This is a genomic window from Kosakonia sp. S42, from assembly GCF_016624785.1.
In the GTDB taxonomy this organism is placed as follows: Bacteria; Pseudomonadota; Gammaproteobacteria; order Enterobacterales; family Enterobacteriaceae; genus Kosakonia; species Kosakonia cowanii.
In genome coordinates this window covers 345,274-371,240 of sequence record NZ_JACVTW010000001.1, presented here as the reverse complement: position 1 = coordinate 371,240, position 25,967 = coordinate 345,274, and the positions used below count along the sequence as shown (strand labels likewise).

Below are 25,967 nucleotides of genomic sequence, written 5' to 3'. Positions count from 1 at the left end.
GTTGGCATAAAAAAAGAATAAAAAGGCTTTGTTCGAATCATGCTTTTTGCGAAGCGTAGCGACTTTTTCTATTATCGATCTCGAAGAACTCTGGAGAAAAAATATGAGTGATGGATTACAGATTGTTATGTCACCAGTTCAAATGGCAGCGGTCCTGTCGGATAAAACCGTAACTGAAGCCGAAACCATGCAAAACCGCCTTCTCGGCGGTCTCGGCGTGGTTATGGGTACATTAGAGCTGGTTGGTGCGACAGTCCTTTGCGTCACACCTGAACCTACCACGCTGACCAAGGCAGACTGTGTTGTTGTTGGCGCTCATAGCATGGATTCACTGCAGGCAGCCATCGACCAGACAATATCAGGGCGTGATACCCGCACAGCGGCTTACCAGCTGGCTGTGCAGACAGCCCGTCAGTTTGGCGCGGATGAGGATACCGCATTAAACATCGGTTTAACTGTTGATATTGCGGTGCCGCTAGCCTTCGGCTTGTCGCTTGGCACTTCCCGGGTTGCCTACGTTCGCGCAGGCAATTTCAGGCTGGCAGAGCATGAAGCTGTAAAAGGTATTAAAGCTGGCGGTCATACAATGGCGAAACATATCGCTGTTTCTGAAGAATAGTTACTGGCTCGCCTTGCCAGAACCCCTCAAATGCAGTCCACATCGTCTTTTTTTAAGCTGGAGCAAGCTGAAAAAGTTATCAGTTCTGCACTTAAAGCTAACCGGTTGAAAATTCTGCACTGGGCAAATCTGTCCCGAAGCGCAGAAAATACGCTGGATATTACTTATAAATCAGGCTCAGCAGTTGGTTACGGTTTCCGCCAAGGGAGTCAGATCAAAGAAACTCTTTATGTAGTACGAATTGTTCTTCTCAAAAAAATGTATAACAACAAGCCTTATTACGTTTTAACTGCATATCCATTCATGGGATAAATAATGGACAAAAACTACGAAACACTAAGAAAGCTGCTGGTGATTTTTTTCGGTCCGGATTATCAAATATTTGGCGAAAACATCGACGAAATTATGAGTTCTTATGTTGAGATGGAAAACGAATTAGCTATTCGCAATCTCAAACAACAGGCTTCTCAGGCAATTGCTATACAAAGTGATGAGGAGTTAAACCGCACTATGACTTCGCTTGCAGAGAGTCAATTTTCACCAGCCCCATGGGGTGAAACATGGCGTTCCTTTTTACAAAAAATTCTGCTCCATATTCCATGACAGAAAGAACTTTTTCAGCGAAAGGTTGTAGCCTTAAATGAATAGGTTGTGAACTGACTAACTGGAAAACCAGACATCTGGAAAGTGATTAACGCCGAATAAAAACCCGCTACTATGAGCGGGTTCTGTACAGTGAATATATAATACCCATCGTTAGAAAAACCCCACCCATTTTTTTGAATCTAGCAAGCATCTTGTCGCTAAAATCTTTAAGCAGGTTCATAACGTGTGATTTCTCGCAGCATATTTCGGTGAATGCCACGGTGTCAGTGTGCAACGCGTCGTGATGCACTCTGCAAAGCCGGATTACAAACAGGCCGTGCGCCTGCGTGCCCATTCCACACTGCCCGTGTTCTGTCAGGTGTCGGGGTCGTTAGCCCCTACTTTCCATGAGCAACGTTCTTTATCGGAACGGTTATACAGAGAACAGGGTGTAGATACGCAAAAACTGCTGGGGCATAAGACACAGAAAATGACGGACAGATACAATGATGACCGAGGGAAAGATTGGGTAATAGTGAGCGCAAAAACAGGGTCGTGAAGAGGGAGTTTTGGGGAAAGGTTTTGGGGAAAGTTTTGGGGAAGAACTCAAACGCCCAATAAAAAACGGGAACCAACAGGTTCCCGTTCTTGTGCAACCCGCAGCGCGGATTACATGTTCGCGATAATCGCGTCGCCAAACTCTGAACATTTCAGCAGCTTAGCGCCATCCATCAGACGTTCGAAATCGTAGGTCACGGTTTTGGCAGCGATTGCGCCTTCCATACCTTTAACGATCAGGTCTGCGGCTTCGAACCACTCCATATGACGCAGCATCATTTCTGCGGACAGAATGATGGAGCCCGGGTTCACTTTATCCTGGCCTGCGTATTTCGGTGCGGTGCCGTGGGTGGCTTCGAACAGTGCGCACTCGTCGCCGATGTTCGCGCCAGGTGCGATACCGATACCTCCAACCTGTGCAGCCAGGGCGTCGGAGATGTAGTCGCCGTTCAGGTTCATACAGGCGATAACGTCATACTCTGCCGGACGCAGCAGGATCTGCTGCAGGAACGCATCGGCGATCACATCTTTAATGATGATCTCTTTGCCGGTTTTCGGGTTCTTGATTTTCTGCCACGGGCCGCCGTCGATCAGCTCACCGCCGAACTCTTGCTGAGCCAGCTGGTAACCCCAATCTTTGAACGCACCTTCGGTGAACTTCATGATGTTGCCTTTGTGCACCAGCGTCACGGAGTCACGGTCGTTGGTGATGGCATATTCGATCGCTGCGCGAACCAGGCGTTTGGTGCCCTCTTCGGAGCACGGCTTGATGCCGATACCGCAATGTTCCGGGAAGCGAATTTTCTTCACGCCCATCTCTTCGCGCAGGAATTTGATCACTTTTTCCGCGTCGGCAGAGTCAGCTTTCCACTCGATGCCAGCGTAGATATCTTCGGAGTTCTCACGGAAGATGACCATATCGGTCAGCTCAGGCTGTTTCACCGGGCTCGGAGTGCCCTGGTAGTAGCGCACCGGGCGCAGGCAGACGTAGAGATCCAGCTCCTGGCGCAGGGCAACGTTCAGAGAACGGATACCGCCGCCAACCGGGGTGGTCAGAGGGCCTTTGATCGCTACGCGGTAATCACGAATCAGATCCAGTGTTTCAGGCGGCAGCCAGACATCCTGGCCATAAACCTGGGTCGATTTCTCGCCCGTGTAAATCTCCATCCAGGAAATTTTACGCTCACCTTTGTAGGCTTTTTCCACAGCGGCATCGACCACTTTCAGCATTGCCGGGGTCACGTCAACGCCGATACCATCGCCTTCAATAAACGGGATAATCGGGTTAACAGGAACGTTGAGCTTGCCATTTTGCAGGGTGATCTTACTACCTTCCGCCGGAACAACTACTTTGCTTTCCATTCACCTCTCCTTCGAGCGCTTCTGGTTGTTTTGCTCGCTGACTTCATGCCGGGGCGCTCAGACTGCGTCCGCTCACCTGTTACGTGAATCACACAGAGCAAACCGTTTTTTGTTAATGAATTGTAATGAGCCCGTCAATACTAACCGATAGTTCGACGCCATGAAAGGCAATCATGATTCCGCTATAATGCGGCAATTGATAACCTGTGAAAATACCATGAAGAAAACTTCTTATAGAAATCACAAGCTTGAGCGATTCAGCTCACGACAACCCGCCCGAACGGCTGAAAAAAGCGCGCCAACGCGCGTCATTTTGTTTAATAAACCCTACGATGTTTTACCCCAGTTCACCGACGAAGCCGGGCGCAGCACCCTTAAAGCGTATATCGACGTTCCCGGCGTCTATGCCGCAGGCCGCCTCGATCGCGACAGCGAAGGCTTACTGGTGTTAACCAACAACGGCGCGCTGCAAGCGCGGTTGACCCAGCCGGGTAAATGCACGGGGAAAATCTACTATGTGCAGGTCGAAGGCGAACCCACCGAAGAAGCTCTTGCACAATTACGCACTGGCGTGACGCTCAACGATGGCCCTACCCTGCCCGCTGAAGTTGAGCGTGTCGAGGAGCCCGCCTGGCTGTGGCCGCGTAACCCGCCGATTCGCGAGCGTAAATCGATCCCGGCCTGCTGGCTGAAAATCACCCTTTATGAAGGCCGCAATCGACAGGTGCGACGAATGACCGCCCACGTTGGCTTTCCCACTTTGCGCCTCATCCGCTACGCTATGGGAAACTACACGCTGGAAAACCTCGCCAATGGCGAATGGCGTGACGCTTAACTGCCAGGGAGAAATCGATGTTTAAACCCCATGTCACCGTAGCCTGTGTGGTTCACGCGCAGGGAAAGTTCCTCGTTGTCGAAGAGACGATCCGCGACAAAGTGCTGTGGAACCAGCCTGCCGGTCATCTTGAAGCGGACGAAACATTAGTGCAGGCCGCAAAGCGCGAGTTATGGGAAGAGACCGGCATCGACGCCGCGCCGCAGCACTTTATCCGCATGCATCAGTGGATAGCCCCCGACAGCACGCCTTTTTTGCGCTTCCTGTTTGCCATTGAGCTTAACGAAATGTGCGCCACTGAGCCGCACGACAGCGACATCGACCGCTGTTTGTGGGTCACGGCTGAGGAGATCCTCACTGCCGCAAACCTGCGCTCGCCGCTGGTTGCCGAGAGTATTCGCTGCTACCAGAACGGTCAGCGTCTGCCGCTGGCAACAATCGCAGAATTTAACTGGCCGTTTACAGGGGATGCCTGAGCGAGCAGTGCGTGCTAGAATACGCCGCCCTGAAGTTCTTCGTTGTGAGTATTCTATGTCTGATAGCCCAAAAAAAGTGATCGTCGGCATGTCCGGCGGTGTCGACTCTTCCGTTTCCGCCTACTTGTTGCAGCAACAAGGTTACAAGGTGGAAGGCCTGTTCATGAAGAACTGGGAAGAGGATGACGGCGAGGAATACTGCACCGCGGCGGCGGATCTGGCCGACGCGCAGGCCGTCTGCGACAAGCTCGGCATTGAGCTTCACACCGTCAATTTTGCCGCAGAGTACTGGGACAACGTCTTTGAGCACTTCCTTGCGGAGTACAAAGCCGGGCGCACGCCAAACCCCGATATTCTCTGCAACAAAGAGATCAAATTTAAAGCCTTCCTTGAGTTCGCCGCCGAAGATCTTGGTGCGGACTATATTGCCACCGGCCACTATGTACGCCGCGCCGATGTCGACGGCAAAAGCCGCCTGCTGCGCGGTCTCGACGGCAACAAGGATCAGAGCTACTTCCTCTATACGCTGGGCCATGAACAGATCGCCCAGAGCCTCTTCCCGGTCGGCGAGCTGGAAAAGCCTCAGGTGCGTAAAATCGCCGAAGAGCTGGGCCTTGCCACCGCGAAGAAGAAAGACTCGACCGGTATCTGCTTTATCGGCGAGCGCAAATTCCGCGAGTTTCTCGGCCGCTATCTGCCTGCACAACCGGGCAAAATCGTCACCGTTGATGGCGAAGCGATCGGCGAACACCAGGGCCTGATGTACCACACACTGGGCCAGCGCAAAGGCTTAGGCATCGGCGGCACCAAAGAGGGCAGCGAAGATCCGTGGTATGTGGTCGACAAAGATGTCGAAAACAATATCCTCATCGTCGCCCAGGGCCACGACCACCCGCGCCTGATGTCGGTCGGGCTGATTGCCCAGCAGCTGCACTGGGTCGATCGCGAGCCGGTCAACGGCACGCTGCGCTGTACGGTGAAAACCCGCTACCGCCAGCAGGATATTCCCTGCACCGTCACGGCGCTGGACGACGATCGCATTGAAGTGCGCTTCGACGAGCCGGTGGCTGCCGTCACGCCGGGTCAATCTGCCGTCTTCTATCTGGATGACGTCTGCCTTGGCGGCGGCATTATCGAGCAGCGCCTGCCGCTGCCGGTTTAACTCTGTTTTAGCGATATCGGACTGGCTAACGCCCGCGCAGATGCACTCTGACGCGGGCACAAAAAGGAGTAAGTGTGGCGAAGAACTATTACGACATTACCCTGGCGCTGGCAGGCATCTGTCAGTCAGCACGTCTGGTGCAGGAGCTTGCGCACCAGGGCCACTGTGACGCCGACGCGCTGCACGTTTCCCTTAATAGCGTTATCGATATGAACCCGGACTCCACCCTCGGCGTATTTGGCGGCAGCGAAGCCAACCTGCGCATTGGGCTCGAGTCGCTGCTTGGCGTGCTCAACGGCAGCAACCGCCAGGGGCTGAACGGGGAAGTGACCCGCTACACCCTGAGCATGATGGTACTCGAGCGCAAGCTGGCGGCAAAAAAAGCGGCGATGGAGACGCTCGGCACCCGCATTGGCGGCCTGCAGCGCCAGCTTGAACACTTCGATCTGCAATCCGACACCCTGCTGAGTGCGATGGCCGCCATCTATGTCGATGTCATCAGCCCGCTCGGGCCGCGTATTCAGGTCACCGGCTCCCCTGCCATTTTGCAAAGCGCGCAGGTGCAGGCCAAAGTGCGCGCCACTCTGCTGGCAGGTATCCGCGCCGCCGTGCTGTGGCACCAGGTGGGCGGCGGTCGGCTACAGTTAATGTTTTCCCGTAATCGCCTGTCGACACAGGCCAAACACATTCTCGCTCATTGTTAACCTCCCGGAGTTGTGACTTATGGAATTATCCTCACTGACCGCCGTTTCCCCTGTCGATGGACGCTACGGCGATAAAGTCAGCGCGCTGCGCGGGATCTTCAGCGAATTCGGTTTGCTGAAGTTTCGCGTTCAGGTTGAAGTACGCTGGCTGCAAAAACTGGCGGCGCACGCGGCGATCAAGGAAGTTCCTGCTTTTGCCGATCACGCAAACGGTTTCCTCGACAAAATCGTTACGGACTTCTCGGTTGAAGATGCGCAGCGCATCAAAACCATTGAGCGCACCACCAACCACGACGTGAAAGCGGTGGAGTACTTTCTGAAAGAGAGAGTGGCCGAAGTTCCGGAGCTGCACGCGGTCTCTGAGTTTATCCACTTCGCCTGCACCTCCGAAGATATCAACAACCTCTCCCACGCCCTGATGCTGAAAAGCGCCCGCGATGAGGTGATCCTGCCCTACTGGCGTCAGCTGATTGACGCGGTGAAAGCGCTGGCCGTTGAGTACCGTGATATTCCGCTGCTGTCGCGCACCCACGGTCAGCCAGCCACCCCGTCGACCATCGGTAAAGAGATGGCAAACGTCGCCTACCGTATGGAGCGCCAGTACCGCCAGCTCAACCAGGTGGAGATTCTCGGCAAAATCAACGGCGCGGTTGGCAACTATAACGCCCATATCGCCGCTTATCCGGAAGTGGAGTGGCACCAGTTCAGCGAAGAGTTTGTCACCTCATTAGGCATTGAGTGGAACCCCTACACCACGCAGATTGAGCCCCATGACTACATCGCCGAGCTGTTTGACTGCATGGCGCGTTTCAACACCATCCTGATCGACTTCGACCGCGACGTCTGGGGTTATATCGCCCTGAACCACTTTAAGCAGAAGACCATCGCCGGGGAGATTGGCTCCTCGACCATGCCGCATAAAGTGAACCCGATTGATTTCGAAAACTCCGAAGGCAACCTCGGCCTGTCGAACGCCGTGCTGCAACACCTGGCGAGCAAACTGCCGGTATCGCGCTGGCAGCGCGATCTGACCGACTCGACGGTGCTGCGTAATCTCGGCGTCGGCGTCGGTTATGCGCTGATCGCTTACCAGTCGACTCTGAAAGGCGTCAGCAAACTGGAAGTGAACCGCGACCGCCTGCTGGATGAGCTGGATCACAACTGGGAAGTGCTGGCCGAGCCGATTCAGACGGTGATGCGCCGTTACGGCATTGAGAAGCCGTACGAAAAACTGAAAGAGCTGACCCGCGGTAAGCGCGTTGACGCCGAAGGGATGAAGCAGTTTATCGACAGCCTGGCACTGCCGGAGGAGGAAAAAGTGCGCCTGAAAGCGATGACGCCGGCCAACTATATTGGTCGCGCTATCACCATGGTTGATGAGTTGAAATAACCCCCGCCCGCTCTGCCCGCCCTCTTTCGCCGGAAAGAGGGCATCTTCCTGTTACGGTTGAGTAAATGTTTATCCCTCTTGTAACAAAATCAGCGTTAAACTATTCACTCCAAAAATAGAGGGAGAGGTCTGACGATGCGCGTACTGGTTGTGGAAGATAATGCTCTGCTGCGCCACCACTTAAAAGTGCAGTTGCAGGAGCTGGGACATCAGGTTGACGCCGCTGAAGATGCAAAGGAAGCGGATTACTTTCTGAACGAACACCTGCCGGATATCGCGATTGTCGATCTTGGCCTGCCGGATGAGGATGGCCTGTCGCTGATCCGCCGCTGGCGCAGCCATGAGGTCTCACTGCCGGTGCTGGTGCTTACCGCGCGTGAAGGGTGGCAGGATAAGGTTGAAGTGCTGAGCGCGGGCGCCGATGATTACGTCACCAAACCGTTCCACATCGAAGAAGTGGTGGCGCGCATTCAGGCGCTGATGCGCCGTAACAGCGGCCTCGCCTCGCAGCTGATCTCCATGCCACCGTTCCAGGTTGACCTCTCACGCCGCGAACTCTCGGTCAATGAGGAAGTGGTCAAACTCACCGCCTTTGAATACACCATTATGGAGACGTTGATCCGTAACAGCGGCAAAGTGGTGAGCAAAGATTCGCTGATGCTGCAACTCTATCCCGATGCCGAACTGCGCGAGAGCCACACCATTGATGTGCTGATGGGTCGCCTGCGCAAAAAGATCCAGGCACAGTATCCCGATGAGGTGATCACTACCGTGCGCGGTCAGGGCTACCTTTTCGAACTGCCAAAATGAAACGCCTGTTGCGGCACCTCTTCCCGCTCTCGCTACGGGTGCGCTTTTTACTCGCCACCGCCGCGGTAGTGATGGTGCTGTCGCTGGCGTATGGCGTGGTCGCGCTGGTCGGCTACAGCGTCAGCTTCGATAAAACCACCTTCCGACTGCTGCGCGGCGAGAGCAACCTCTTCTATACGCTGGCGCAGTGGAAAGAGAACAAGCTGGAGATCGACCTGCCGGAAAACCTCGATCTGCAAAGCCCGACCATGACCTTTATTTACAACAAAAACGGCAAGCTGATCTGGTCCCAGCGGGATGTGCCGTGGTTGCAAAAACGCATTGAGCCGGAGTGGCTGAAAAGCGATGGTTTTCATGAAATTGAAGCGGATATCGACTCCACCAGCACGCTGATCAACGACGATCACGCCGCCTCGGAGCAACTCAAAGCGATCCGTGAAGATGACAGCGACTCTGAAATGACCCACTCGGTGGCGGTAAACCTCTACCCTGCCACCGCGCGTATGCCGCAGTTGACCATCGTAGTAGTCGATACCATCCCGATCGAGCTTAAACGCTCCTATATGGTGTGGAACTGGTTTATCTACGTGCTCTCAGCCAACCTGCTGCTGGTGATCCCGCTGCTGTGGCTGGCGGCCTGGTGGAGCCTGCGGCCAATTGAGGATCTGGCGCGCGAAGTGCGCGAGCTGGAGGAGCACCACCGCGAGCAGCTCAACCCGGAAACCACCCGCGAGTTGACCAGCCTGGTGCTTAACCTCAACCGCTTGCTGAAAAGCGAGCGTGAGCGCTATGACAAATATCGCACCACCTTGACCGACCTCACCCACAGCCTGAAAACGCCGCTGGCGGTGCTGCAAAGCACGTTGCGCTCGCTGCGCAGCGACAAGATGAGCGTCAGCGAGGCCGAACCGGTGATGCTTGAGCAGATCAGCCGCATCTCGCAACAGATTGGTTACTACCTGCACCGCGCCACCATGCGCGGCAGCAGCATGCTCAGCCGCGAGCTACATCCGGTCGCCTCACTGCTTGATAACCTCACTTCCGCGCTGAATAAGGTCTATCAGCGTAAAGGGGTTAATATCACGCTCGATATCTCGCCGGAGGTAGGTTTTGTCGGCGAGCAGAACGACTTTATGGAAGTGATGGGCAACGTGCTGGATAACGCCTGCAAATATTGCCTCGAGTTTGTTGAGGTCTCCGTTAACCAGAGCGACGACATGCTGCACATTGTTGTCGAGGATGATGGCCCCGGTATTCCGCTGGCGAAACGCGAGCTGGTGTTCGATCGCGGTCAGCGCGCCGACACGCTGCGTCCGGGCCAGGGCGTCGGGCTTTCGGTGGCGCGGGAGATCGTCGAGCAGTATGGCGGGCAGATCCTGACCGGCGACAGCCTGCTCGGCGGTGCGCGCATGGAAGTGATTTTTGGTCGTCAGCAAACGGGAATAACGGGCGACTGAACCCCCTTAACCCAGCTATAATCGATTATTCAGCCCATGATTAATTGCCGGAAATGTATATGGAATATCACGTAGAGATAAACTGGCCAGATTTTATTCAACGCTACTGGCAGAAACGCCCGGTGGTGCTGAAACGCGGAATTAAGGATTTCGTCGATCCGATTAGCCCGGACGAACTGGCGGGGCTGGCGATGGAGAATGAAGTCGACAGCCGCCTGGTCAGCCATCTTGATGGCAAATGGCAGGTAAGCCACGGCCCGTTTGAGAGTTACGATCACATGGGCGAAAACAACTGGTCGCTGCTGGTGCAGGCGGTGAACCACTGGCATCAGCCTGCCGCAGCGCTGATGAGCCCCTTCCGCGTGCTGCCGGACTGGCGCACCGACGATCTGATGATCTCCTTCTCGGTGCCGGGCGGCGGCGTTGGCCCGCACCTTGATCAGTATGATGTGTTTATTATTCAGGGGACCGGCCGTCGCCGCTGGCGCGTCGGGGATAAAGTGCCGCTGAAGCAGCACTGCCCGCACCCGGATCTGCTACAGGTTGATCCTTTCGAAGCGATCATCGATGAAGAGATGGAGCCGGGCGATATCCTCTATATTCCGCCGGGATTCCCGCACGAAGGCTATTCGCTGGAGAACTCGCTTAACTACTCGGTCGGTTTCCGTGCGCCAAGCGGGCGTGAGCTGATCAGCGGCTTTGCCGATTATGTGCTGCAACGAGAACTAGGTAGCCAGCGCTACAGCGATCCGGACGTGCCGGAGCGCGACCACCCGGCGGATATCCTGCCGCAGGAGCTGGATAAGCTGCGCGAGATGATGCTTGGGCTGATTAATCAGCCGGCACAGTTTAACGAGTGGCTCGGCGAGTTTATCTCCCAGTCGCGTCACGAACTGGATATCGCGCCGCCGGAACCGCCCTATCAGCCAGATGAGATTTACGATGCGCTGAAACAGGGCGACAAGCTGGCGCGTCTCGGCGGCCTGCGCGTGCTGCGCATCGGCGACGATGTGTATGCCAACGGTGAGAAGATCAACTCCCCGCACCGCCCGGCGCTCGAAGCGCTGGCTCGCCATAGCGTTATCTCCGGCGAGATGTTTGGCGATGCGCTGGACGATCCCTCCTTCCTCGCTATGCTTGCCGCGCTGGTAAACAGCGGGTACTGGTTCTTCGAGGATTAATATCCTCTGGCGCCATCGGGCATCATGCCTGATGGCGCTGCGCTTATCAGGCCTACAAAACCTACAAACGCGTGCCATCCCGCAATGATTCCCGCGCCGGGAATCAACCCTGCGCGGTCTCCCTTTCGGCGGTTAACTCCGCGATCCGCACAATCACCTGCACCGCTTTTTCCATGCCGTTGAGGGTGGCGAACTCATGTTTGCCATGATAGTTGTAGCCGCCGGTAAAGATATTCGGGCAGGGCAGCCCCATAAAGGAGAGCTGTGCACCGTCGGTGCCACCGCGGATCGGTTTCATCTCCGGTTCGATATCGCAATCGCGCATCGCCTGCTGGGCAATGTCGATAATGTGCGGGAACTCCGCCACCTTCTCGCGCATATTGTAATAACTGTCTTCAATCGCCAGTTCGATATAGCAATCCGGGTGTAGGCCTTTGCCCACCTCTTTGGCGATCTCCATCATCTTGCGTTTGCGGGCTTCAAACGATTTGCGCTCAAAATCGCGGATGATGTAGTGCATCTCGGCGCGATCCACCGTGCCTTTAATGCTGGTGAGATGGTAAAAGCCCTCATACCCTTCGGTCTGCTCCGGGCTCTCCTCTTCCGGTATGCGCGCATGAATTTTGCTGGCGAGCGTCATGGCATTGACCATCACCCCTTTTGCGGTGCCGGGGTGGACGTTATTACCGACGATTTTCACCGTCACCGATGCGGCATTGAAGTTCTCAAACTCCAGCTCGCCAATGCCGCTGCCATCCATGGTGTAGGCCCACTTCGCGCCAAAGGCTTCAACATCGAAATACTTCGCCCCTTTGCCCACCTCTTCATCGGGCGTGAACGCCACGCAGATATCGCCGTGGGGAGTGTTTTTTGTCTTCAGCACTGCCAGCGCGGTCATGATCTCCGCCACGCCCGCTTTATCATCCGCACCGAGCAGGGTTTTGCCGTCGGTGGTGATCAGCGTATGGCCAAGCAACTGGTGCAGCACCGGGAACATCACCGGTGAGAGGATCTCATCGCCGACACCGAGCGCAATATCGCCACCACGGTAGTTTTCAAGGATCTGTGGGTTAACATTTTTGCCGCTGAAGTCGGGCGAGGTGTCGACGTGGGAGATAAAACCAATCGCCGGAACCGGCTTGTCGACGTTGGATGGCAGTTTCGCCATCAGCGTGCCCTTATCGCTTAAGGTCACGTCCACCAGCCCCATCTCTTTAAGCTGGTCTTGCAGTAAATGCAGGAGCTTCCATTGACTATCCGTACTTGGCACCTGCCGCACGCCGGGCTTCGATTGCGTATCCAGCGTTACGTACTGCAAAAAGCGCTCTAATAACTTATCCATAAAGCCCCCTAACAAAATGTCACAACATTATCAGTAAGCGTGAAAAGACAAATATTGCGTCAGGTCACTTTTACCCGGCAAACGAGAATATTTTAAAGGTCGTCGTATTAAACGTAGTTGAGAAAGTGACTGATTGAGCGGCGAAAAGCCATCAACGATTGGCGATTTAACCGCTTTGCCGTAGAATGCCTGGCCTTAAATCGTGCACAACCCTGAAGGTGGTTAATCACAAACCCCGCATCTGATACGCCCTCCGATGCGCAAACACGGGACAGAGTCAAAAATTGAATACACAATCGCGTTCGCGTTCGCCGCTGGTTGAGCTGGCCGGTCTGCGCAAAAGCTTTGATGGCAAAACGGTAATCTCCGATTTCAATCTCACCATTAATAACGGCGAATTTCTTACGCTGCTCGGCCCCTCCGGCTGCGGTAAAACCACGATTCTGCGCCTGATTGCCGGGCTTGAGAGCGTCGATGTTGGTCATATCCAGCTGGATAACCAGGATATTACCGACGTTCCGGCTGAACATCGCCACGTGAACACCGTTTTTCAAAGTTACGCCCTCTTCCCGCATATGACCGTGTTTGAAAACGTGGCGTTTGGCCTGCGGATGCAAAAGACGCCAGCGGCCGAGATTACTCCGCGCGTCACCGAGGCGCTGCGCATGGTGCAGCTTGATGCGTTCGCCCAGCGTAAACCGCACCAGCTCTCCGGCGGCCAGCAGCAGCGCGTCGCCATCGCCCGCGCGGTGGTCAATAAACCGCGTTTACTGCTGCTGGATGAGTCCCTCTCCGCGCTCGATTACAAGCTGCGCAAGCAGATGCAGAACGAGCTGAAAGCGCTACAGCGTAAACTCGGTATCACCTTCGTCTTTGTGACCCACGATCAGGAAGAAGCCCTGACGATGTCCGATCGCATCGTGGTGATGCGTAACGGGCGCATCGAGCAGGACGGCACGCCGCGCGAAATCTACGAAGAGCCGAAAAACCTCTTTGTCGCCAGCTTTATCGGCGAAATCAATATCTTCAACGCCACGGTGATTGAGCGTCTCGACGAGAGTCGCGTGCGTGCCAACGTTGAAGGCCGCGAGTGCAATATTTACGTCAACTTCCCGGTAGAGAGTGGTCAGCAGCTCAATGTGCTGCTGCGCCCGGAAGATCTGCGGGTCGAAGAGATCAACGACATCGCCGAGGTTGAAGGGCTGATTGGCTACGTGCGCGAGCGCAACTACAAAGGCATGACGCTGGAGTCGATGGTTGAGCTGGAAAACGGCAAGATGGTGATGGTCAGCGAGTTCTTCAACGAAGACGATCCCGACTTTGACCACTCGCTGGATCAGAAGATGGCCATCAACTGGGTCGAGAGCTGGGAGGTCGTGCTGGCTGATGAAGAGCACAAGTAAATTCCAGAAAGCGGTGATCGCGACCATCGTCGGCTGGCTGGTGCTGTTTGTCTTCCTGCCGAACCTGATGATCATCGCCACCAGCTTCCTGACCCGCGACGACGCCAACTTCGTTAAGCTGGTCTTCACGCTGGATAACTACGCGCGGCTGCTTGATCCGCTCTACTTCGATGTGCTGCTGCACTCGCTGAATATGGCGCTGATTGCCACCTTCGCCTGCCTGCTGCTCGGCTACCCGTTTGCCTGGTTCCTGGCAAAGCTTCCGGCGAACGTGCGCCCGCTGCTGCTCTTTTTGCTGATTGTCCCCTTCTGGACCAACTCGCTGATCCGCATCTACGGGCTGAAGATCTTCCTCAGTACCAAAGGCTACCTCAACGAGTTCCTGCTCTGGCTGGGGGTGATCGATACGCCAATCCGCATCATGTTTACGCCGGGTGCAGTGATTATCGGCCTGGTCTATATCCTGCTGCCGTTTATGGTGATGCCGCTCTACTCCAGCATTGAGAAGCTCGACAAACCGCTGCTGGAAGCGGCGAAAGATCTCGGTGCCAGCAAGCTGCAAACCTTTCTGCGCATTATTATTCCGCTGACCATGCCGGGGATTATCGCCGGTTGCCTGCTGGTGATGCTGCCGGCCATGGGGCTGTTCTACGTCTCGGACTTAATGGGCGGGGCGAAAAACCTGCTGATCGGCAACGTCATTAAGAGCCAGTTCCTCAATATTCGCGACTGGCCGTTCGGCTCCGCGACCAGTATCACCCTGACGCTGGTGATGGGGCTGATGCTGCTGGTCTACTGGCGCGCCGCGCGTCTGCTTAACAAAAAGGTGGAGCTGGAATGATCGGTCGTCTCTTCAGAGGCGGTTTTATGGCCGCCATTTACGCTTACCTCTATATTCCGATCATCATTCTGATCGTAAACTCCTTTAACAGTTCGCGCTTCGGCATTAACTGGCAGGGCTTCTCCACCAGGTGGTACAGCCTGCTGATGAATAACGACAGCCTGTTGCAGGCGGCGCAGCACTCACTGACCATGGCGGTATTATCCGCCACCTTCGCGACGCTTATCGGCGCGCTGACGGCAGTGGCGCTTTACCGCTACCGCTTTCGCGGCAAGCCATTTGTCAGCGGCATGCTGTTTGTGGTGATGATGTCGCCGGATATCGTGATGGCCATCTCCCTGCTGGTGCTGTTTATGCTGCTCGGCGTGCAGCTCGGCTTTATGTCGCTGCTCTTCTCGCATATCACCTTCTGCCTGCCCTTTGTGGTGGTAACGGTCTTCTCGCGCCTGAAAGGGTTTGATGTGCGGATGCTGGAAGCGGCGAAAGATCTCGGTGCCAGCGAGTTCACCATTTTGCGCAAGATTATCCTGCCGCTGGCGATGCCTGCCGTGGCGGCGGGCTGGCTGCTCAGCTTTACCCTGTCGATGGACGACGTCGTGGTCTCCTCGTTTGTTACCGGGCCGGGGTATGAGATTTTACCGCTGAAAATTTATTCGATGGTCAAAGTGGGCGTCTCGCCGGAAGTGAACGCGCTGGCCACGATTCTGTTAGTGCTGTCGCTGGTGCTGGTGATCGCCAGCCAGCTGATTGCTCGCGATACGACGAAAGCTAAGAGGACATCGTAATGAAAAAATGGTCACGCCACCTGCTCGCCGCAGGCGCGTTCGCCTTCGGTATCAGCGCCGCACATGCGGATGATAATAAGACGATCTACTTCTATAACTGGACCGAGTATGTGCCGCCAGGCCTGCTGGAGCAGTTCACCAAAGAGACCGGCATCAAAGTGATCTACTCGACCTACGAGTCGAATGAGACGATGTACGCCAAGCTGAAAACTTATAAAGAGGGGGCCTACGATCTGGTGGTGCCTTCCACCTACTTTGTCGACAAAATGCGCAAAGAGGGGATGATTCAGAAGATCGATAAGTCGAAGCTGACCAACTTCCACAACCTCGATCCGCAGATGCTCAACAAGCCCTTTGACCCGAGCAACGACTACTCGATCCCCTACATCTGGGGCGCAACGGCGATTGGTATCAATAGCGACGCGATGGATCCGAAAAGCGTCACCAGCTGGGCCGATCTGTGGAAACCGGAGTATAAAAGCAGCCTACTGCTGACGGATGATGCGCGTGAAGTGTTCCAGATGGCGCTGCGCAAGCTCGGCTACTCCGGTAACACCACCGATCCGAAAGAGATTGAAGCGGCCTATAAAGAGCTGCAAAAACTGATGCCGAACGTCGCCGCCTTCAACTCCGATAACCCGGCTAACCCCTATATGGAGGGGGAAGTGAACCTTGGGATGGTGTGGAATGGCTCGGCGTTCGTTGCGCGCGAAGCGGGCACGCCGCTGGAGGTGGTGTGGCCTAAAGAGGGCGGTATCTTCTGGATGGACAGCCTTGCTATTCCGGCGAACGCGAAAAACGTCGACGGCGCGCTGAAGCTGATTAACTTCCTGCTGCGCCCGGAGATCGCCAAACAGGTGGCGGAAACCATCGGCTACCCGACACCAAACCTTGCCGCACGTAAGTTGCTGAAGCCAGAAGTGGCTAACGACAAATCCCTCTACCCGGATGCGGAAACCATCAGCAAGGGCGAGTGGCAAAATGACGTTGGCAGCGCCAGCGCGCTGTATGAAGAGTATTATCAGAAGCTAAAAGCCGGTCGCTAAGATCGCAGATCGCCAGCCGGTGCGGCACTTTTCGCACCGGCTGGCGATAAAAAACCCGCCGCTGTCGTTGTGTATCCGCACGACTGCACTAGAGTCAATGGATGTCCGGTTAATAAGGGATACCGATGCTCGTCTTATGGAACACACTGATCACGCTTGCCACCGTCGCCGCGATGGAGATTATCGCCACGCTTGCGCATAAATATGTCATGCATGGCTGGGGATGGGGCTGGCACCGCTCGCACCACGAACCGCGCACCGGCGCCTTTGAAGTTAACGATCTCTACGCCGTGGTTTTCGCCCTGCTGGCAATTGTGCTGATCGCCCTCGGCACCGCCGGTTTCTGGCCGTTACAGTGGATTGGCGCGGGCATGACGCTGTATGGCGCGCTCTACTTTATGGTGCATGACGGGCTGGTGCATCAGCGCTGGCCGTTTCGCTACGTGCCGCGCCGCGGCTACCTGAAACGCCTCTATATGGCGCACCGCCTGCACCACGCGGTGCGCGGCAAAGCCGACTGTGTCTCGTTTGGTTTTCTCTATGCCCCGCCGGTTGAGGATCTGCAACAGACCCTGCGCCAGCGCAAACGGGCGGAGCATGAGGAGAAGGTCAGCGCGCGCGCGGACGCTGCCACAGGTGAGCAGGACGCGGCGCAGGCCGCGACAGACGGGAAGTAAGCGCCATCCCCGCCCCTTTCGCCAGTAAGCCGAGCTTCTCGGCCTTGCTGGTGCCCTGGCGCTGTTCCCACGCTGCCGCTCCGGCGGCCATCACTTTAATGCCAATCTGCCGGTAGACGCCGTGCGCGGCGGCAATCGCCCACGCTGAGCGCAGCGGCAGACCGCGCAATCCGGCTTTCGCCGAGGCGTAATAGGGTTCAGCGGCCATCACCAGTCGCCGCGCCAGCCGCGCGATATGCTGCCGTTTCGCCGGGTCGGTAATCTCTCTGGCCGTCATCCCCTCCTCCGCCAGCCACTGCGCAGGCAGATAACAGCGCCCATTTTCCGCATCTTCAACAATGTCGCGGGCAATATTGGTTAACTGGAATGCCAGCCCTAAATCGCAGGCGCGATCGAGCACCGCCTCATCGCGCACGCCCATGATCCACGCCATCATCAGGCCAACCACGCCCGCGACGTGATAACAGTAGCGCAGCGTATCGTCAAAGGTCTGGTAGTGGGTTTCGCGCACATCCATCGCGAAACCCTCGAGATGCGCAAAGGCGAGATGAGCGGGCATTTCATGGCGCGTGACCACCTCCTGGAAAGCGGCAAACGCCGGTTCGCCCATCGCCTCGCCATCGAAGGCACGCTGCGTCTCAACGCGCAGCATCTCGAGGCGCGCCAGCGCGCTCTCCTGCTGCGGCACTTCAGTGCGAAAGCCAAGCTCCTGCTCATCAATCACATCATCGCAGTAGCGGCACCAGGCATAGAGCATCAGTGCGCTGCGGCGCGTGGCGGGATCAAACAGCTTCGAGGCGGTGGCAAAACTTTTCGAGCCGACGGTAATCGTCTCCGTCGCATGGCTCATTAACGCATCATTCATCCGCTGAGCGCCTCGACCATCAGCCCCGCCGTCGCTTTCGCCGAACCAATCACGCCAGGAATGCCCGCGCCAGGGTGAGTCCCTGCGCCAACGAGGTAGAGGTTATCGATCTCGCTATCGCGGTTATGGGGGCGGAACCAGGCGCTCTGGCGCAGGATCGGCTCCACGGAGAAGGCGGAACCCAGGTGCGCGCCAAGCTGGTCGCGGAAATCGACCGGGGTAAACATGCGCTCGGTGACCAGCTGCTCGCGCAGGCCGGGCATATAGTGCTGCTCCAGATAAGCAAAGATGCGATCGCGCAGGCGCGGCCCTTCGACGGCCCAGTCGATCTTCGCTTTGCCAAGGTGCGGCACCGGCGCAAGGACGTAGTAGCTGCCGCAGCCGGGCGGTGCCAGCGAGGGATCGGTAACGCAAGGCGCGTGAAGATAGAGTGAGAAATCCTCCGCCAGCGCTTCGCCGTGGAAAATCTCCTCAATCAGCTCTTTATAGCGCGGCCCGAAGCAGACGGTGTGGTGCGCCAGCTGATCGTGGTGATGATTGAGACCAAAATAGAGCACAAACAGCGAGTTGCTCATGCGCTTACGCTTCAGCGAAGCGGCGCGTTTCGCCCCGGTCGGATGGTGGCCGAGCAGCTTCTCGTAGGTGTGCACCACATCGGCATTCGACGCGACGGCGGCGGCGGCAATACGACGGCCATCTTTTAACTCGACGCCGGTAATACGTTTGCCCTCTGCCTCCAGCTTGCTCACTTCGGCATTCAGCTCCAGCGTGCCGCCGAGATCTTTAAACAGCTTCACCATTCCCTGCACCAGCGCCCCGGTGCCGCCGCGGGCAAACCAGACGCCCCACTCCCGCTCCAGGGCGTGGATCAGCGTATAGATTGACGAAGTGGCAAAGGGGTTACCGCCCACCAGCAGCGAGTGGAAAGAGAAGGCCTGGCGCAGGTGCTCATCTTCAATAAATTTAGAGACCATGCTGTAGACGCTGCGCCACGCCTGCAAGCGCATCAGCTGCGGGCCAGCGCGCAGCATATCGCGGAAGGAGAGGAACGGGACGGTGCCGAGCTTCAGGTAGCCCTCTTTAAATACCGCTTTTGAGTAGTCGAGAAAGCGGCGGTAGCCCTCGACGTCGCGCTCGTTAAAGCGGCGGATCTGCGCTTCAAGTCGCGCCTGATCGTTATCGTAATCAAACACCTTCCCCTGCTCCCAGCAGAGTCGATAGAACGGCGTCACCGGCAGCAGGTCGACGTAATCCGCCATCTTTTTACCCGCAAGGGTAAAGAGTTCTTCAATGGCGCTGGGATCGGTAATCACCGTTGGCCCGGCGTCAAAGGTAAAGCCCTGATCCTGGTAGACATAGGCGCGGCCGCCCGGCTTGTCGCGCTGCTCCAGCAGCACGGTCGGCACGCCTGCCGCCTGCAGGCGAATGGCTAACGCCAGCCCGCCAAATCCGGCCCCGATGACGATGGTTTTATTCATGATTGAAGGCTCGCAGTCCAGGTGTGTGTTTAAGTACGGCGCGCATGGCTTCGCCCACCGGTACCGGCGGTTTTCCTGTCAGGATCCGCGCTTTATCAAAAAAGGTGAGTCTGTCGGCGTAGAAGCGGGCGATGAGCGCCGGGTTGAGGCCATAAAAGCGCTGCATCACCTGCCAGCGCGCACTGGCGTCACCCGCCAGAAACAGCATGCGGTTGAGCATGCGGTAGAAGCGCTGCTGACGCCAGACGCGCTCGGCGTAGTGCTTGATCAGAGTAAAGATTTTATCGCCCGCAGGCACCGGCTGCTCAGCAATAAGATCCGCCAGCGCCACCGCGTGCGGCAGGGAGTAACCGGTAGTGGCGTGAAACAGCCCGGCGCGCAGGCCGCTACAGGGTTGCGGCGCGCGCGATTGCCAGAAGGCGCGGATATCGCCATCCAGCGTGATCGGCAGGTTGCCCTGCTCTTCACGCACCAGCGTTGTCAGCGTCCAGCCCTGCTGGTGCGCGTAATCCGCGATGTGCTGGCGCGCCTCATCGCCGCTGAGGGTGGGCCGATCAATATAGTGGGTATCTTCGATCAGTACCTCGCGCGCCGAGAGCGGCAAGGTGTAGACAAAACGGTACCCGTCCGCCTGGCTGACGGTGGCATCCATCAAAATCGGCTGCTGAAGCTGGTGCGGCTCGGCAAGCTGCCAGTGCTGGCCAAGGAAGGATTGAAAGCCGGGCGTCAGATGGGCATCCGGCAGGTAGCCGCGCCCGTCAATCACCGCCCCGGCGTGCAGCGTTTCGCCGCTCTCAAGGGTAACACTCTGCGGCGTCAGGCTCGCCACCGGCGTATCGGTTAACAGCGCAGCGCCGAGGGTGTCGGTAATTTTCTGCGCGAAGTGCTCTGAGCTGATACTGAGATAGCCGCCCTCCAGCGTGCGCTGGCGCGCCGGAAAACGCACTTCGTAACCCGGCCAGCGGTGGCTGACCAGTGGAGCTATCCAGCGGTGCTGCGCCTCCGTCAGATCCGCCTGATGGAAAGACCAGGTGTGATTGCCGCCCGGCTGCGCGCCCGCTTCAACCATCAGCAGGCGCAGATCGGGCCGGGCATGGTGCAGACGCCAGGCGATAAGGCCATTCGCCAGCCCGCCGCCGACGAGGATCAGATCCCAGCGCGGGCTCATAGCGCACCCGCCATCACCGGCTGTCCGGTGTTCAGCGCCTGCTCAACAATCTGCGCCGCGCGCGGCGCGCCGCCCGCCTGCTGCAACGGTTGCTGCATCGCGGCAAGCCTTGCGGCGTAACGGTTATCTGCCAGCAGCGCGCGCAGGCTCTTCTCCACCCGCGCGCTGCTGGCAAAGCGTGACACCCGGCGACCAATCTGGTGGTACTCGACCCGCGCCGCGACGCCGGGCTGATCGAAGGCCAGCGGGATCACCAGAATCGGTGTAGTGCTATTGATGGCGTCCATCACAGTATTCATGCCGCCGTGGGTGACCACCACATCGGCGTCGCGCATCACCGCCGTCTGGTCAGCAAAGTCGGTCACTTCCGCCCCGCGGGCGATCAGCTTCTCCACCTGGCGCGCGTTCAGCCCGCCGCAGTGGGCGATCAGTAAGCGCACATTCATGCGCCGACAGGCGCGGGCAATGGTGCGAAATAGCCGGTAGCGATGCCCCTGCAAGGTGCCGAGGGAAGCAAAAATCAGCGGGCGTTCAGCGTGAGACTGGCTAACAGGGGCGATCGCCTGCGGCTGGCGCAGCGGCCCGACCGCATGAAAGCAGGCGGGAAGCTGGCGCGGGAAATCGAAGCAGGCCAGCGTCTGGCTGATCTGCGCCAGCGGCGAAAGGCACTCATGCATCGCGTTACGTTCAGGGATGCCAAAGCGGCGCGCATGCCGGGAAATGACGGCATTCTGCCGCGCCATCACCTTGTCATAAACCTGGGTGCTGGCGCGGTAGAGTTTTTTGCGCCGCTCGCCGGGCGCGTAGCGAAACGGCATCACCGGCAGCGGGATGGTTTCATCCCGGTTAATCGGCAGCGCGCAGGCGACGGAGACAAACGGCAAGCCCAGCGACTCTGCCGCCAGTCCACCGGCAGGCTCCATCTGATCGACAATCACCCCGTCGACGCTAAGCTGCGTCAGCGCGGCAGGCAGCGCGTGGCAGAGCATATCGGTGGTGCTTGCCAGATCCTTAATCAGGCGAATGATGCCCGGCCCTGCGGGATGGGCCATCAGGCGTAAAGTGCGTTGCAGGCGGGCGGGCGGATGGCTCTTCTCGCCGACCGCGCAAAAGCCGATGCGCGGATCCTGCAATAACTGCTGCGCCCCGGCCTGATTAACAAAGGTGATGCGGTGCCCGCGCGCAATAAGCGCCTGCGCCAGCGCTTCCAGCGCGCGCATATGGCTGTAGAGCGGCGGTGAGATCACAGCATAGTGGCTCATGCTTCACGCACCAGCGTCGCCTGGCGTAGCGCCTCCAGGTTAGCGCTGCCGGTGCAGAAACAGGCGACACGAAGTTGATCGATTACCACCTGGAAGTGGGCGGCGACGGTTTCACATGAGATGGTGGCGCTGCCGAGCACGGCCGCAGCCTGGCCCACCAGCGACGCACCCAGCCGCAGCGCTTTCGCCGCGTCGATACCGTTCGCAATGCCGCCGGAGGCGATAAGCGGCATCTCCGGCATCGCCTGTTGCAGGTCGGTCAGGGCCTGCGCGGTCGGAATGCCCCAGTTGGCAAAGGCCATTGCCACGGCGCGATGATGGGCCTGCGCGGCGCGCTCGCCCTCCACCGCCGCCCAGCTGGTGCCACCTGCCCCGGCGACATCAAGCATCGCCACACCGGCATCGCGCAACTGGCGCGCGACGTTGACGGATAACCCGGCTCCCACCTCTTTAACTACCACCGGGACGGGAAGTGCCGCCACGGTTTTCTCAATTGCCGCCAGCACGCCGCGCCAGTCGCGATCGCCGCCACTTTGCAGCGCTTCCTGGAGTGGATTGAGGTGAATAATCAGCGCATCGGCTTCAATCATCTCCACCGCGCGCCGCGCGTAATCCACACCCTCAGGCCCGGCAATCTGCGCCGCACCGAGGTTTGAGAGCAGCGCGATATCCGGCGCCAGCTGGCGCAGCTCACGGGTTAAGCCAGAGTTCTCTCTGCTCTCCAGCGCCACGCGCTGTGAGCCGACGCCCATCGCCAGACCAAGCTGCTGCGCGGCCTGCGCCAGATGGCGGTTAATCATCGCCGCACGGCTGGCACCGCCGGTCATGGAGCTGATCAACAGCGGCGCGCGCAGGGTTTTGCCAAACAGCCTGCAGCCAAGATCGATCTCATCCAGATGCAGCTCCGGCATCGCGCAGTGTTCAAAGCGCCACTGCTCAAAGCCGGTGGTGCGTTTCATGGCGCTGTGTGGGCTGTTAAGGACAATATCGAGGTGATCGTTTTTACGTTTCGCCAGATCCTTCATTCGCTAGCACCCCGGCAGCGTCGTCGCCCGGCTTTCGCCAAACAGCGTCATCTGTTTATCGAACCAGGCGCGCATAAAGCGGCGCGTAGAGACGCCGCGCGGGCAGGCGTTAGCAAGATGTTCATCGGCGCTACGCAGATGGTCGCTCAGGCGCTGATGCACCACCTCTGCGCCCAGCATCGCCACCAGCGTCGATTTACCATCATCTTTATTGAGATCTTTGCCGGTGCCGTTCAGCCCGTCGGTGAGATCGTCCATTAGCTGGAACGCCTGGCCGAGATCGAGGGCAAAACAGCGCAGCCGCTCACGCACCTGCGGCGAAGCCTCGGCCGCAATCGCCGCCATTTGTAGCGTGGCATCAAACAAGCGGCTGGTTTTTAACTCATTGGTCAGCTGGATAGCTTCCGGGCTGCGCGCCTTGTCGCCCTCATGCAGATCGAGAAACTGCCCCTGTACCAGCCCCTGAAGCCCAACGGCGGTGGAGAGTTCCGCGACGGATGCCGCTTTGCAGGCGGCCGATAAGCCCTGCGCCTCTGCCACCACGCCAAAGGCGCGGCTCAGCAGCGCAACGGCGGCCAGAATGGCGACGTTTTCACCATACTGGCGATGAATGGTTGGGCGTCCACGGCGCAGCGCAGCGTTATCCATACAGGGGATATCGTCCAGCATCAGCGAGGCGGCGTGCACCATTTCGACGGCACAGGCGAGATCGAGCAGCCCACGCTGGTCAACATCGCAGCCAAGATCGTGCGCGGCCAGCATCAGCAGCAGCGGACGAACACGCTTGCCCGCCACCAGGGTGCCTTCGCGCATCGCGCTGTAGATCTGATCCTGCTGCGCACCGGCGGGTAACAGGTGATCGAGGCGTTGTTGCAGCGCGTCGCGTAAGGTCTGCAATTGGGCGTCGTGGTTGAGATTCATCGTGGCTGTCCCTCGTTATCCTTAAAGCGATGGCCGGGTAAATAAGTCAGAGCGTGAGGGCAGCGGTTAGCCTGCTGCGCTCGTCGGAGTGCGTAAAAAACTCCGCGCAGCCTGGGCGCTAATCTCTGCGGTGTCGTATTGGCAAAGCGTAGCGTAGATTGGGACATTTGCTCCGTAACGAGCGAATTCATAAGAATTTTTACATTATTACAACATAGCCGCCCGGTCAACCTTGCGCGACCGGGCGAGGCGCTTATAACCCTTTCAGCAGCTTGTCGACGAACGCCGGAACAACCTCGCTTGCCAGCCCATACTGCTTCTCTTCAAACTCGCTGCCGACCTGGCTCGGTTCGAGGTTGAGTTCAACAGTATGCGCGCCGTGCAGCTTCGCCTCATGGACAAACCCGGCGGCGGGATAGACATGCCCGGAGGTACCAATGGCGATAAAGAGATCCGCCATCGCCAGCGCGCTGTAGATCTCATCCATGCCGAGCGGCATTTCGCCAAACCACACCACGTGCGGGCGCAGCGGCGCGGGGAACTGGCAGCAGTGGCACTTATCCTCTTCGGTGACATCGCCGGTCCACTCCAGCACCTGCCCGCTCTGCGAACAGCGCACTTTCAGCAGCTCGCCATGCATATGGATAATGTGCTGATTCCCGGCGCGCTCGTGCAGGTTGTCGATATTCTGCGTGATCAGCAAAAAGCGATCGCCCAGCGCCTCTTCCAGCTGCGCCAGCGCCAGATGCGCGGCGTTCGGCGCGATCTCCGGCTGCTGTAGCTGGCGGCGGCGATCGTTATAGAAGCGCTGCACCAGCTGCGGATTGCGGGCGAAACCTTCCGGCGTCGCCACATCTTCCACATGATGCTCTTCCCACAGGCCGTCCGCAGCGCGGAAGGTTCGGATACCGGATTCAGCGGAGATCCCCGCCCCGGTTAAGACAACAACTCTCGGTTTTTCCATTACGTCATGCACCATTATGTCGCGGAAAAAGATTCGCTGGCGTAAGCGCTCGCGCAGGCGGCGCTTGTTGCGGCGAAAACGGCTGAGACGATGTGAACGTCGCGATTGCATGGGCATCCTCTCAGGAGTGGTCTGCAAGGTGAAGGAAGGCCGCGCCGCGCATACCGCCCGCGTCGCCGTGGCGCGCGCGTTCGATACGGGGAACGTCGCCGGCCGGTAACAGGTGTGGCGCAATGCGATCCGGCAGCAGCCGGGTCAGCGCGCTGAAGTTGGATAATCCGCCGCCAATCACTATCAGATCCGGGTCGATAATCGTCAAAATATTGCCAAGGCAGACCGCCAGCAAGTCGACGTAGCGCTCAACGTGCGCCCGCGCGTTTGCCTCGCCCTGCTCCCAGCGCGCGATAATTTCCGGCGCTGTCAGAGTCTGATGATAGAAGTGTTGGTAGAGCCACGCAAAACCGCGACCGGAGAGATAGTTCTCAATACAGCCGATGTTGCCGCAGCCGCAGCGCAAAAGGGGGAAATCAAAGCCCATCAGGGAGAGTGCATCGACGGGCAGGCGGATATGACCAAATTCGCCGGTGATAAAGCGCCGCCCGGGGATCGATTTGCCGTTAAACACCAGCCCGCCGCCGACGCCGGTGCCGAGGATCAGCCCCATCACCAGCGGATAGTGGCGGAAATCCTCATCCCAGGCCTCTGAAAGGGTAAAACAGTTGGCATCGTTATCGATACGCACGTCGCGATCGAGCAGATTACTCAGGTCGCGGCGCAGCATCTGCCCGCTGGCGGCGGGCAGATTGGCGGCATAGAGCGTGCCATCGGCGGTTTCCGGGATCCCCGGAATGCCAATGCCGACGCTGCCCTTCACGCCGCTGCGGCGATCGGCTTCCGCCACCAGCGCGGCGATAGCCTGCAGAAAGGCGTCGTAACTTTCGTGGGGCGTGGCAATACGTGTTTCCCACTGCAACCGCCGCCCGGCGTCAAAGAGGCCGAGCGCGATTTTACTGCCGCCAATATCAAACCCATAGTGCATTGCCACTCCTTC

The 25,967-nt window shown here is 57.9% G+C and carries 26 protein-coding genes and 1 pseudogene; 17 read left to right on the top strand and 10 right to left on the bottom strand.

Annotated features, from left to right (window positions below; translation table 11 throughout):
* Nucleotides 1–103 precede the first annotated feature (103 nt).
* The 4 genes and pseudogenes from IAE50_RS26625 to IAE50_RS01660 all read left to right on the top strand — a co-directional run.
* On the top strand, nucleotides 104–619 hold the full coding sequence (locus IAE50_RS26625) for a hypothetical protein (protein WP_309228081.1): 516 nt from the start codon (nucleotides 104–106) through the stop codon (nucleotides 617–619).
* 3 nt (nucleotides 620–622) lie between these two features.
* A complete protein-coding gene (locus IAE50_RS26620; RefSeq protein WP_309228082.1) occupies nucleotides 623–931 on the top strand; it encodes an RNase A-like domain-containing protein in 309 nt (102 codons plus the stop codon).
* Between the two features lie 3 nt (nucleotides 932–934).
* Complete coding sequence (locus IAE50_RS01670; RefSeq protein ID WP_200579382.1) at nucleotides 935–1,222, top strand: contact-dependent growth inhibition system immunity protein; 288 nt, start codon at nucleotides 935–937, stop codon at nucleotides 1,220–1,222.
* Nucleotides 1,223–1,598: 376 nt separating this feature from the next.
* Nucleotides 1,599–1,763 (top strand): annotated as a pseudogene (locus IAE50_RS01660) (integrase); the annotation flags it as partial.
* Between the two features lie 110 nt (nucleotides 1,764–1,873).
* Here the strand turns inward: IAE50_RS01660 and icd are convergent.
* Entirely contained in the window at nucleotides 1,874–3,124 is a 1,251-nt protein-coding gene (gene icd, locus IAE50_RS01655; protein ID WP_023481567.1) for an NADP-dependent isocitrate dehydrogenase, read from the bottom strand.
* A gap of 187 nt (nucleotides 3,125–3,311) precedes the next feature.
* On the opposite strand from icd, the gene rluE reads away from it, so the two are divergent.
* The 8 genes from rluE (at nucleotide 3,312) to IAE50_RS01615 (ending at nucleotide 11,139) form a co-directional block, all read left to right on the top strand.
* A complete protein-coding gene (rluE, locus tag IAE50_RS01650) occupies nucleotides 3,312–3,959 on the top strand; it encodes a 23S rRNA pseudouridine(2457) synthase RluE (protein ID WP_200579381.1) in 648 nt (215 codons plus the stop codon).
* Nucleotides 3,960–3,976: 17 nt separating this feature from the next.
* Nucleotides 3,977–4,435: an NUDIX hydrolase gene (locus IAE50_RS01645; protein ID WP_200579380.1), complete on the top strand. Its 459-nt coding sequence runs from the start codon at nucleotides 3,977–3,979 to the stop codon at nucleotides 4,433–4,435.
* A 55-nt stretch (nucleotides 4,436–4,490) separates the two neighbouring features.
* Nucleotides 4,491–5,597 carry a tRNA 2-thiouridine(34) synthase MnmA gene (gene mnmA / locus IAE50_RS01640; RefSeq protein ID WP_042717548.1) on the top strand — a complete coding sequence of 369 codons (1,107 nt, stop codon included), beginning with the start codon at nucleotides 4,491–4,493 and terminating at the stop codon, nucleotides 5,595–5,597.
* Between the two features lie 74 nt (nucleotides 5,598–5,671).
* Nucleotides 5,672–6,301, top strand: a complete 630-nt coding sequence (gene hflD, locus IAE50_RS01635; RefSeq protein ID WP_042717549.1) for a high frequency lysogenization protein HflD — start codon at nucleotides 5,672–5,674, stop codon at nucleotides 6,299–6,301.
* 19 nt (nucleotides 6,302–6,320) lie between these two features.
* Entirely contained in the window at nucleotides 6,321–7,691 is a 1,371-nt protein-coding gene (gene purB, locus IAE50_RS01630) for an adenylosuccinate lyase (protein WP_200579379.1), read from the top strand.
* A gap of 135 nt (nucleotides 7,692–7,826) precedes the next feature.
* Nucleotides 7,827–8,501 (top strand): two-component system response regulator PhoP, encoded by a 675-nt coding sequence (gene phoP / locus IAE50_RS01625; RefSeq protein ID WP_023481368.1) that lies wholly within the window; start codon nucleotides 7,827–7,829, stop codon nucleotides 8,499–8,501.
* Complete coding sequence (gene phoQ / locus IAE50_RS01620) at nucleotides 8,498–9,958, top strand: two-component system sensor histidine kinase PhoQ (protein WP_200133261.1); 1,461 nt, start codon at nucleotides 8,498–8,500, stop codon at nucleotides 9,956–9,958. Before phoP ends, phoQ begins: the two co-directional genes overlap by 4 nt.
* 59 nt (nucleotides 9,959–10,017) lie before the next feature.
* Nucleotides 10,018–11,139, top strand: a complete 1,122-nt coding sequence (locus IAE50_RS01615) for a cupin domain-containing protein (protein WP_042717553.1) — start codon at nucleotides 10,018–10,020, stop codon at nucleotides 11,137–11,139.
* Between the two features lie 103 nt (nucleotides 11,140–11,242).
* On the opposite strand, the gene pepT is transcribed toward IAE50_RS01615, so the two are convergent.
* The gene (pepT, locus tag IAE50_RS01610; protein ID WP_200579378.1) at nucleotides 11,243–12,481 is read right to left on the bottom strand and encodes a peptidase T; all 1,239 of its coding nucleotides are present in this window, start codon (nucleotides 12,479–12,481) and stop codon (nucleotides 11,243–11,245) included.
* A gap of 284 nt (nucleotides 12,482–12,765) precedes the next feature.
* On the opposite strand from pepT, the gene potA reads away from it, so the two are divergent.
* The 5 genes from potA to IAE50_RS01585 all read left to right on the top strand — a co-directional run bounded on the left by potA (nucleotide 12,766) and on the right by IAE50_RS01585 (nucleotide 17,233).
* Nucleotides 12,766–13,884: a spermidine/putrescine ABC transporter ATP-binding protein PotA gene (potA, locus tag IAE50_RS01605; RefSeq protein WP_200579377.1), complete on the top strand. Its 1,119-nt coding sequence runs from the start codon at nucleotides 12,766–12,768 to the stop codon at nucleotides 13,882–13,884.
* Nucleotides 13,868–14,725, top strand: a complete 858-nt coding sequence (gene potB / locus IAE50_RS01600) for a spermidine/putrescine ABC transporter permease PotB (RefSeq protein ID WP_023481604.1) — start codon at nucleotides 13,868–13,870, stop codon at nucleotides 14,723–14,725. Before potA ends, potB begins: the two co-directional genes overlap by 17 nt.
* Nucleotides 14,722–15,510: a spermidine/putrescine ABC transporter permease PotC gene (gene potC / locus IAE50_RS01595; protein ID WP_200133265.1), complete on the top strand. Its 789-nt coding sequence runs from the start codon at nucleotides 14,722–14,724 to the stop codon at nucleotides 15,508–15,510. The genes potB and potC overlap by 4 nt, the downstream gene beginning before the upstream one ends.
* Complete coding sequence (gene potD / locus IAE50_RS01590; protein WP_200579376.1) at nucleotides 15,510–16,556, top strand: spermidine/putrescine ABC transporter substrate-binding protein PotD; 1,047 nt, start codon at nucleotides 15,510–15,512, stop codon at nucleotides 16,554–16,556. The genes potC and potD overlap by 1 nt, the downstream gene beginning before the upstream one ends.
* Before the next feature lie 125 nt (nucleotides 16,557–16,681).
* A complete protein-coding gene (locus IAE50_RS01585; protein WP_200133267.1) occupies nucleotides 16,682–17,233 on the top strand; it encodes a sterol desaturase family protein in 552 nt (183 codons plus the stop codon).
* Here the strand turns inward: IAE50_RS01585 and crtB are convergent.
* The 8 genes from crtB to nagK form a co-directional block, all read right to left on the bottom strand.
* Complete coding sequence (crtB, locus tag IAE50_RS01580; protein ID WP_200579375.1) at nucleotides 17,166–18,098, bottom strand: 15-cis-phytoene synthase CrtB; 933 nt, start codon at nucleotides 18,096–18,098, stop codon at nucleotides 17,166–17,168. The two genes, IAE50_RS01585 and crtB, sit on opposite strands and share 68 nt — an antisense overlap.
* Nucleotides 18,095–19,576 (bottom strand): phytoene desaturase, encoded by a 1,482-nt coding sequence (locus tag IAE50_RS01575; RefSeq protein ID WP_200579374.1) that lies wholly within the window; start codon nucleotides 19,574–19,576, stop codon nucleotides 18,095–18,097. The genes crtB and IAE50_RS01575 overlap by 4 nt, the downstream gene beginning before the upstream one ends.
* On the bottom strand, nucleotides 19,569–20,744 hold the full coding sequence (crtY, locus tag IAE50_RS01570; protein ID WP_200133270.1) for a lycopene beta-cyclase CrtY: 1,176 nt from the start codon (nucleotides 20,742–20,744) through the stop codon (nucleotides 19,569–19,571). Before crtY ends, IAE50_RS01575 begins: the two co-directional genes overlap by 8 nt.
* Nucleotides 20,741–22,006, bottom strand: coding sequence for a glycosyltransferase (locus IAE50_RS01565; protein ID WP_200579373.1), 1,266 nt, complete (start codon nucleotides 22,004–22,006; stop codon nucleotides 20,741–20,743). Before IAE50_RS01565 ends, crtY begins: the two co-directional genes overlap by 4 nt.
* The gene (gene fni, locus IAE50_RS01560) at nucleotides 22,003–23,031 is read right to left on the bottom strand and encodes a type 2 isopentenyl-diphosphate Delta-isomerase (protein ID WP_200579372.1); all 1,029 of its coding nucleotides are present in this window, start codon (nucleotides 23,029–23,031) and stop codon (nucleotides 22,003–22,005) included. The genes IAE50_RS01565 and fni overlap by 4 nt, the downstream gene beginning before the upstream one ends.
* 3 nt (nucleotides 23,032–23,034) lie before the next feature.
* Nucleotides 23,035–23,952 (bottom strand): polyprenyl synthetase family protein, encoded by a 918-nt coding sequence (locus tag IAE50_RS01555; RefSeq protein WP_076769696.1) that lies wholly within the window; start codon nucleotides 23,950–23,952, stop codon nucleotides 23,035–23,037.
* Between the two features lie 253 nt (nucleotides 23,953–24,205).
* Nucleotides 24,206–25,027 (bottom strand): Sir2 family NAD+-dependent deacetylase, encoded by an 822-nt coding sequence (gene cobB, locus IAE50_RS01550; protein ID WP_128483175.1) that lies wholly within the window; start codon nucleotides 25,025–25,027, stop codon nucleotides 24,206–24,208.
* A 10-nt stretch (nucleotides 25,028–25,037) separates the two neighbouring features.
* Entirely contained in the window at nucleotides 25,038–25,955 is a 918-nt protein-coding gene (gene nagK / locus IAE50_RS01545; protein WP_200579371.1) for an N-acetylglucosamine kinase, read from the bottom strand.
* Nucleotides 25,956–25,967 lie beyond the last annotated feature (12 nt).

What these genes read in the sequence shown, in the direction of transcription:
- IAE50_RS26625 (WP_309228081.1), top strand. Translation starts at nt 104, where the DNA reads ATGAGTGATGGATTACAGATTGTTATGTCACCAGTTCAAATGGCAGCG.
- IAE50_RS01670 (WP_200579382.1), top strand. Translation starts at nt 935, where the DNA reads ATGGACAAAAACTACGAAACACTAAGAAAGCTGCTGGTGATTTTTTTC.
- icd (WP_023481567.1), bottom strand. Translation starts at nt 3,124, where the DNA reads ATGGAAAGCAAAGTAGTTGTTCCGGCGGAAGGTAGTAAGATCACCCTG.
- rluE (WP_200579381.1), top strand. Translation starts at nt 3,312, where the DNA reads ATGCGGCAATTGATAACCTGTGAAAATACCATGAAGAAAACTTCTTAT.
- IAE50_RS01645 (WP_200579380.1), top strand. Translation starts at nt 3,977, where the DNA reads ATGTTTAAACCCCATGTCACCGTAGCCTGTGTGGTTCACGCGCAGGGA.
- mnmA (WP_042717548.1), top strand. Translation starts at nt 4,491, where the DNA reads ATGTCTGATAGCCCAAAAAAAGTGATCGTCGGCATGTCCGGCGGTGTC.
- purB (WP_200579379.1), top strand. Translation starts at nt 6,321, where the DNA reads ATGGAATTATCCTCACTGACCGCCGTTTCCCCTGTCGATGGACGCTAC.
- phoP (WP_023481368.1), top strand. Translation starts at nt 7,827, where the DNA reads ATGCGCGTACTGGTTGTGGAAGATAATGCTCTGCTGCGCCACCACTTA.
- phoQ (WP_200133261.1), top strand. Translation starts at nt 8,498, where the DNA reads ATGAAACGCCTGTTGCGGCACCTCTTCCCGCTCTCGCTACGGGTGCGC.
- IAE50_RS01615 (WP_042717553.1), top strand. Translation starts at nt 10,018, where the DNA reads ATGGAATATCACGTAGAGATAAACTGGCCAGATTTTATTCAACGCTAC.
- pepT (WP_200579378.1), bottom strand. Translation starts at nt 12,481, where the DNA reads ATGGATAAGTTATTAGAGCGCTTTTTGCAGTACGTAACGCTGGATACG.
- potB (WP_023481604.1), top strand. Translation starts at nt 13,868, where the DNA reads ATGAAGAGCACAAGTAAATTCCAGAAAGCGGTGATCGCGACCATCGTC.
- potC (WP_200133265.1), top strand. Translation starts at nt 14,722, where the DNA reads ATGATCGGTCGTCTCTTCAGAGGCGGTTTTATGGCCGCCATTTACGCT.
- potD (WP_200579376.1), top strand. Translation starts at nt 15,510, where the DNA reads ATGAAAAAATGGTCACGCCACCTGCTCGCCGCAGGCGCGTTCGCCTTC.
- IAE50_RS01585 (WP_200133267.1), top strand. Translation starts at nt 16,682, where the DNA reads ATGCTCGTCTTATGGAACACACTGATCACGCTTGCCACCGTCGCCGCG.
- crtB (WP_200579375.1), bottom strand. Translation starts at nt 18,098, where the DNA reads ATGAATGATGCGTTAATGAGCCATGCGACGGAGACGATTACCGTCGGC.
- IAE50_RS01575 (WP_200579374.1), bottom strand. Translation starts at nt 19,576, where the DNA reads ATGAATAAAACCATCGTCATCGGGGCCGGATTTGGCGGGCTGGCGTTA.
- crtY (WP_200133270.1), bottom strand. Translation starts at nt 20,744, where the DNA reads ATGAGCCCGCGCTGGGATCTGATCCTCGTCGGCGGCGGGCTGGCGAAT.
- IAE50_RS01565 (WP_200579373.1), bottom strand. Translation starts at nt 22,006, where the DNA reads ATGAGCCACTATGCTGTGATCTCACCGCCGCTCTACAGCCATATGCGC.
- fni (WP_200579372.1), bottom strand. Translation starts at nt 23,031, where the DNA reads ATGAAGGATCTGGCGAAACGTAAAAACGATCACCTCGATATTGTCCTT.
- IAE50_RS01555 (WP_076769696.1), bottom strand. Translation starts at nt 23,952, where the DNA reads ATGAATCTCAACCACGACGCCCAATTGCAGACCTTACGCGACGCGCTG.
- cobB (WP_128483175.1), bottom strand. Translation starts at nt 25,027, where the DNA reads ATGCAATCGCGACGTTCACATCGTCTCAGCCGTTTTCGCCGCAACAAG.
- nagK (WP_200579371.1), bottom strand. Translation starts at nt 25,955, where the DNA reads ATGCACTATGGGTTTGATATTGGCGGCAGTAAAATCGCGCTCGGCCTC.